The organism is Streptomyces sp. NPDC057654, assembly GCF_042800135.1.
Taxonomy (GTDB): domain Bacteria; phylum Actinomycetota; class Actinomycetes; order Streptomycetales; family Streptomycetaceae; genus Streptomyces.
This window is the reverse complement of sequence record NZ_JBHVHQ010000533.1, coordinates 1-5,943: the sequence shown is the minus strand read 5'-3', so window position 1 is coordinate 5,943 and position 5,943 is coordinate 1. Positions and strand designations below refer to the sequence as shown.

General features: G+C 69.0%; 4 protein-coding genes and 1 pseudogene. 2 read left to right on the top strand and 3 right to left on the bottom strand.

The features are described 5' to 3' along the window. Positions 1-272, bottom strand: a pseudogene (locus ACFU99_RS29920) (hypothetical protein); the annotation flags it as partial. Positions 273-905: 633 nt separating this feature from the next. On the opposite strand from ACFU99_RS29920, the gene ACFU99_RS29915 reads away from it, so the two are divergent. Continuing rightward, positions 906-3,062 (top strand): hemopexin repeat-containing protein, encoded by a 2,157-nt coding sequence (locus ACFU99_RS29915; protein WP_384397944.1) that lies wholly within the window; start codon positions 906-908, stop codon positions 3,060-3,062. 189 nt (positions 3,063-3,251) lie between these two features. On the opposite strand, the gene ACFU99_RS29910 is transcribed toward ACFU99_RS29915, so the two are convergent. Together ACFU99_RS29910 and ACFU99_RS29905 are read right to left on the bottom strand one after the other, a co-directional pair. Continuing rightward, positions 3,252-3,917: a DUF1345 domain-containing protein gene (locus ACFU99_RS29910; RefSeq protein ID WP_384397942.1), complete on the bottom strand. Its 666-nt coding sequence runs from the start codon at positions 3,915-3,917 to the stop codon at positions 3,252-3,254. 169 nt (positions 3,918-4,086) lie between these two features. After that, a complete protein-coding gene (locus tag ACFU99_RS29905; RefSeq protein ID WP_384397940.1) occupies positions 4,087-4,542 on the bottom strand; it encodes a MarR family winged helix-turn-helix transcriptional regulator in 456 nt (151 codons plus the stop codon). Positions 4,543-4,742: 200 nt separating this feature from the next. Here ACFU99_RS29905 and ACFU99_RS29900 point away from each other — a divergent pair. After that, positions 4,743-5,943 (top strand): alpha/beta hydrolase (locus tag ACFU99_RS29900; protein WP_384397938.1); only part of this gene is annotated, 1,201 nt, incomplete at its 3' end.

Genomic DNA, 5,943 nt, shown 5'->3' with positions numbered 1-5,943 from the left:
GTCTCGGTCCGGTCGCAGAGCTGGGCGAGCCCGGTGTCCTGCGGGGCGAGCAGGCGTCCCGTGCGGCGGCTCAACACCTGCGCAACGAACTCGGGAACCGGGGCGGGCGGCCGCGATCCGTTGAGCCAGAAAGCCACTGAAGACCGCGTGTAGTGCAACTCCAACTCGCGGGCCGCGCCCAGAACGTTCACCGCCCGAGCGAGCGCTCCGGCGCTCCACTCCGCCTCCGCCAGGAGCGCGGCCAACTGCTCGTTGGGTTCACGACGCGACACGCTCGGACACCTTCCGTCCCATCGGGCTCCAGTGGCTCACCAGCACACGACCGTTGGCCGTGCTCGACCCGCCGTGGCCGGAAAGGGGCTCCGGAGGCGAGAGTTTTTGCCTACTGGTTCTGTTTCCAGCAACGCCGGTCCCAAGGAACAATGGTCGGTATCCGGTCACCCGGCGACCGACCCGCCGGTCGCGAAGATACGGCCCTTCCCCTACACGACATCTCTCCTATATCTGCTTCTGTACAGCGGGCACGATGTCGTACGCCCCGATCCACCGAAGCTCCGCCCGGCCGGGACAGCGGCAGAACGACTCCCTCGGGCCGGACCGCCCCACGTGTCACTCGGATTCCGATGGCAACGCGGCTGATCGCAGGGGATTCGGCGCGAAAGGACGCCTCCGACCGCGACGTTCAGGCCGCGGAGGGGGCCCGCGGCGTGATCCGGACGGCCGGCTCTCGTCTTCCGCCCGTGGGCGCGGGGATGTTCACTGAGGCGCCGGGTTGGCGACGGTGCGAGCGGGTGGGATGGGGGCGTCGGTCGCGGTGCCCTCACGCGATGCGCGGGCCACCGGTGCGCGGTCCTGCTCGTGCGTGTGCCCAGGCCCGTTCCGCCACTCCGAGACAGGAGATTGACATGGTTCTCCACCTGGCCACCCTGGACATCGACGCTGCCGACACCCAGGCCTACGGCAGATTCGTCCAAACCATCCGGAACCACGTCGCCATGCTCCAAGGCGACCCGGTCAACGTGGCCGGGGCCAACGAACAGCCGCGTCCAGTCAACATGTACCAGATGCGACAGGCGCATCGTGAGGACGCAGCCGCCGGCGTGTTCTTCGTCCGCTTACGCGCGGAAGGCCAAGACCTGGTCGACTTCTACATCCAGGACACCAGCTTGTACGGCTGGGGCTTCACCCTCCCCGGACAGGCGGACTTCTACCACCTGTCGAACGCGCCCGCCGGAGTCCTGGCGATGGCCAGGGAAGAGCGGTTCACCCCCATCGACACGGGGATCATGGAAAGTTACGGGGACCCCAACGGTCTGCCGCGGAACACCCTGGGCTGGGCGAACCTGACCACCGCGCTCCAGATGCTCAGGGAGAGGCCGGACCTGCGCGACCACCAGCGGCCCGCGTTCGGCTACCTGGTCGAGATGATCTGCGAGGCCACACGCTTCCGCGCGATCGGGCGGGCCCTGGCGGGGCTGTGGCAACGGAGCGGCACCATCTCCGCGGCTCAACGCGAGGAGTTCACCAGGCTGGAGACGAACTGGCACACGTTGTCGAGCATGTTCGACCGTTATGGCAACGCACCAGGACAGCCCGTGGACAGGAGTCCCCTCACCGATCTCTATCCCAATGCCTTCGTGATCGCGTGGGCGTTGACGATCCTGCACCGCCGGCCCGTCGCCCAGCAGGGCACCTCCAGGCCCGGGGCCGACGCGACTCGGTGGGAAGCGGCCGCCGAAGAGCCGGTCCCGCGACAGCGCCTCTACCCGGTGCTGGACGCCGGAGGGAACCTGCCGAACGGGTACGGGGCGTACTTCCTGCGCCCGGGGACCTGCATGACCTACGACATCAACGAGGACAGCGTCGAGTTCGGCCCGCGCTCCTTCCCGGTCTTCTTCCCCAACCTGACGGGCACCGACTTCGCGCTACGCGTCGACACCCTCGTCGCCGTCCCCGGCAGCTCCACCGACGTGTGGATGTTCAGCGGGCGCCAGTACGTCCGTTACGCGGTCGGCAGCATGAACGTCGTCAGCGGCCCCCAGGAGATCGCCGCGGGCTGGCCCGCCCTGCGTACCACCTCGTTCGTCGACTACATCGACGCCGCCGTCCACGACCCCGGCGACCCCGCCCACGGCCTCTTCCTCTTCCGCGACTCCGAGGTCGTCTACTACCACCTGGACAAGAACACGATCACCGGCCCCAACCCCATCGCACTGCACATGCCCGGCCTCGCGAACACCGACTTCGCCCACGGCGTCAGCGCCGCCGTGAAGGTGCCCCGAAGCACCGACCAGATGTGGCTCTTCCGCGGCGACGACTACCTCCGCTACAACATCCAGACGCACACCGTCGAAGTGGGCCCCCGGCGCGTTCACCAGGGCTGGGCCGCCCTGGGGCGCACGGCGTTCGTCGACGGCGTCAGCGCCGTCCTGCCCTGCACAGGCCGCGCCACGCCCACGGAGGCCTGGCTGTTCCACGACGACCTGTACCTGCGGATCAACCTCGCGAACAACACCGTCGCCAAGGAGGCGGCCACGGTCGCCGAGGGATGGCCCGGCCTCGACACCCATGGCTTCGCCGACCGTGTCGACGCCGCTCTGCCCTGTCCCAAGGGGGCCGGCGCTCCCGATCGCGCGTGGTTCTTCCACGACGACCAGTACCTGCGCTACAACCTCAACACCAGCACGGTCGAGGTCGGCCCCCGCTCCATCGCGGACGGATGGACCGGGCTGAAGGGCACCGGCTTCGAATACGGCGTCGACGCCGCCCTCACCGACCCCTCGGACTCGAACACCGTGTGGATGTTCAGGGGCGACCAGTACGTCCACTACCACCTCAAAGAGGACCGGGTCATCCTCGGGCCCGTAGCCATAGCGAAGCGGTGGACCGGCCTGAGCGATCCCTTCACCCGCCACATCGACGCCGCGTGCGTCGCCCCCGGCAGCCACGACGCCTGGCTGTTCAGCGGCGACTCCTACGTCCGGTACAACCCTCAGGAGGACAAGATCCACGTGGGTCCCCGGCGCATCATCGACGGCTGGAACCTCGGCTTCCCCACCTGATCTGACGGCAATCCGTCACGCTCGTCATTCCACGACGCCCCTCACGCCCTTGCGTGAGGGGTCATGGTCGGCTTGCTGATGCGCCGTCGCCGGCTTCTCGCGTCGCCGACCAACTGGCGAGCAGGCGCAGCCCTTCTTCGGAGGGGTCCCGTACGCCCGTACGCCCGTACGTCCGTGGGGCCAGGGGTACTAGCGGCTGCCCAACGCGGAGACCAGGGTCGCGACCGTGACGGTGTTGAAGACGAAGGCGATGACCGTGTTCGCCGCCACCGTCCGTCGCATCGCCCGTGAGGTGACGTCGACGTCGGTGGTGCCGAACGTCGTCATCGCCGACAGGGCGAAGTAGACGTAGTCGGCCCAGGCCGGGGGCTCTTCGCCGGGAAAGTCGAGGGCCTGCTCGTCCTCCACGAGGTTGTCGGCCTGGAAGGTGACCGCGAAGGCCACGACGACGCAGATCCAGGCGACGACGATCAGTGCGAAAGCCACCAGGGTGCGGGGGAGGGCGGAGAACGCGGTGCTGAGGTGGCCGGGGAGCCACACCACCGCCACCACCAGCGAGGCGGCGGCGATGAAGAGCGATACCCCTGGTCCGGGCGCGGTCCCGAGGACGTAGCGCTGCATGAAGGTGCCGCGGGCTTCGCGCTGCGCCCAGGCGCGGACCTGTTCCGCGGTGGCGGTCCGGAAGGCGGCCAGGGTGATCGCGAGGTAGGGGAGCAGGTAGGCGAGGAGGACGAGTACGCCGATGTCGGTCGCCGAGACCCGCGCCACGCTGTCGTTGGGGAGGATCACCGCTCCGCACACGGCGATGGCCAGGGCCACCGCCGTTCGGCGTCCTTCGGAAAGCCAGCGATGCACGGACGAGCCTCTCGGGAGGAGTGGCCATCGTGGTGGCCTCAGCCGATGTTATGAGGGCTCCGACTGCTGGGAGGCAGCGTTCACGGCGTGTCCGGGCGGTGATCGAACTTTGTCAGGGGGGCCGGGTCTCGCGACTCGGGGCTCGGGGCTCGGGATGGGGAGGGCGGCCCTACAACTCGTCGTAGATCCCGCCCAGGCGGCGCAGGGCGTCGGCGGCGACGGCGAGGTCTTCCGTGCTGAGGTCGGCGAAGGACTCGGCGAGGGCGTCCGCGAGGACGCCTTCACGTTCGCTGTGGCGGTCCAGGCCCTGGTCGGTGAGGCTCACCCGGACGGCGCGGCGGTTGGCGGGGTCGGGCTCCCGCAGCACGTAACCCGCCTTGGCGAGCCCGTTGACGAGCTGGGTCGCGGCGGCCCCCGTGGTCTCGACGCCGGCGGCGAGTTCGGCGATGGAGAGCGGTCCGCGTTCGGCGAGCACGCGCAGGGCGCGCGCATGGGTGAGGGAGAGGGCGCCGGGGTTGCGCGTGGCCCGCCCGCGCAGGCGGGCGTCGGCGGCGCTGAGGCTGTACGCGGCGCGCGAGAGGGCGTTGAGGGCACCTTGGCGCCGAGAGGCATCGGTGCTGGTCATGGCCTTCTCCCTGGTGGTCTTGGGGGCTTCCGCTTGACATCCACGATAACTGAAGTACTTATTGAATAAGTACTTAGCTGTTGTGTGGCTGAGCGCTGAACGAGCCGGGAGCCGAGAGCCGAGGAGTCTCGAAGCCGAGAAGCCTCGAAGCCGAGCAGCCTCGACATCGAGCAGCCTCGAAATCGAGAAGGAGAAGAATCATGACCGTTCGTTCCGTCGGGCAGAGCTGGGCCCTGGACATCGCCCTCGCGCAGGGCGGATTCGATGCGCTGCACCCGGAGGCCAAGGGGACCCTGGAGCAGTTCGGGCACGACCACACCGACTTCGACAAGGTCTTCGCCCTCGTCAAGAGCGGGGCCATGCTCCCCAAGGCATGGGCGACCGTGGCGGGGCAGGCGGAGACGCGCGCCGCCCACCATGAGCGGGAGGGCTTCGCGCAGACCGCGGCCGACCTCTACCTGCGCGCCGCCGTGATGTGGGGACGCGCCCAGTACTCCATCTTCGACGCCGAGGACCCGCGCAAGATCGCCTTCCGCGAGCACTGCGACCACTGCGTGGCCCGCCTGGGCGAACTGCGCGACAACCGGGTGCGCCGCGTCGTGCTCGACTTCGAGGGCCGGCACATCTACGCCCTGCTGCACCTGCCCGCGGGCACGGTGGAGAACGCCCCGGCCGTGATCCTCGGCCCCGGTATGGACATGATCAAGGAGGACTACATCTACGCGGCCGAGCGCTACTACACCTCGCGCGGCATCGTGGCCCTCTCCATCGAAGGGCCGGGGCAGGGCGAAACCCGCGCGAACGGCCTCACCGCGGACCTGACCAACTACGAGCGCGCCATCAGCCGCTACATCGACTTCCTGACCGAGCTGCCGGAGGTCGACGCCGAGCGCATCGGCATGTTCGGCATCAGCATGAGCGGCTACTGGGGCCTTCGCGCCGCCGCCGTCGAACCCCGCCTCGGCGCGCTGGCCGCCTTCGAGGCCGTCAGCGGCGACTTCGAAACGATCTTCAACCGCGCCCAGCCCACCTTCAAGAACAACTACATGTACATGTCCGGCTACACGGACGAGCAGGCCTTCGACCGCGAACTCGCCGAGCGCATGCCGCTCGGCGACATCGTCAGCGGCATCACCGCCCCGGTCCTCGTCGGCATCGGCGAATTCGACGAACTGACCCAGCTGGAGCAGGCCCTCGCCACGTACGAGCGCATCCGCGCCCCCAAGGAGATGCGCGTCTACGAAAACGAGTTCCACCCTCTGGGCGGCGTCGCCGCCGAAGTCTTCCGCTTCGGCGCCGAATGGGTCGAGCGCGCCCTGAACGGCGCCCTCCGCGAACCCGGCCGCGACGCACGCCACTACGTCCGCCACAACGGCGAAACCATCGACGGCTCCGCCAACC

Bases quoted from the DNA above. Each gene is read 5' to 3' on its own strand.
- ACFU99_RS29915 (WP_384397944.1), top strand. From the start codon at position 906: ATGGTTCTCCACCTGGCCACCCTGGACATCGACGCTGCCGACACCCAG.
- ACFU99_RS29905 (WP_384397940.1), bottom strand. From the start codon at position 4,542: ATGACCAGCACCGATGCCTCTCGGCGCCAAGGTGCCCTCAACGCCCTC.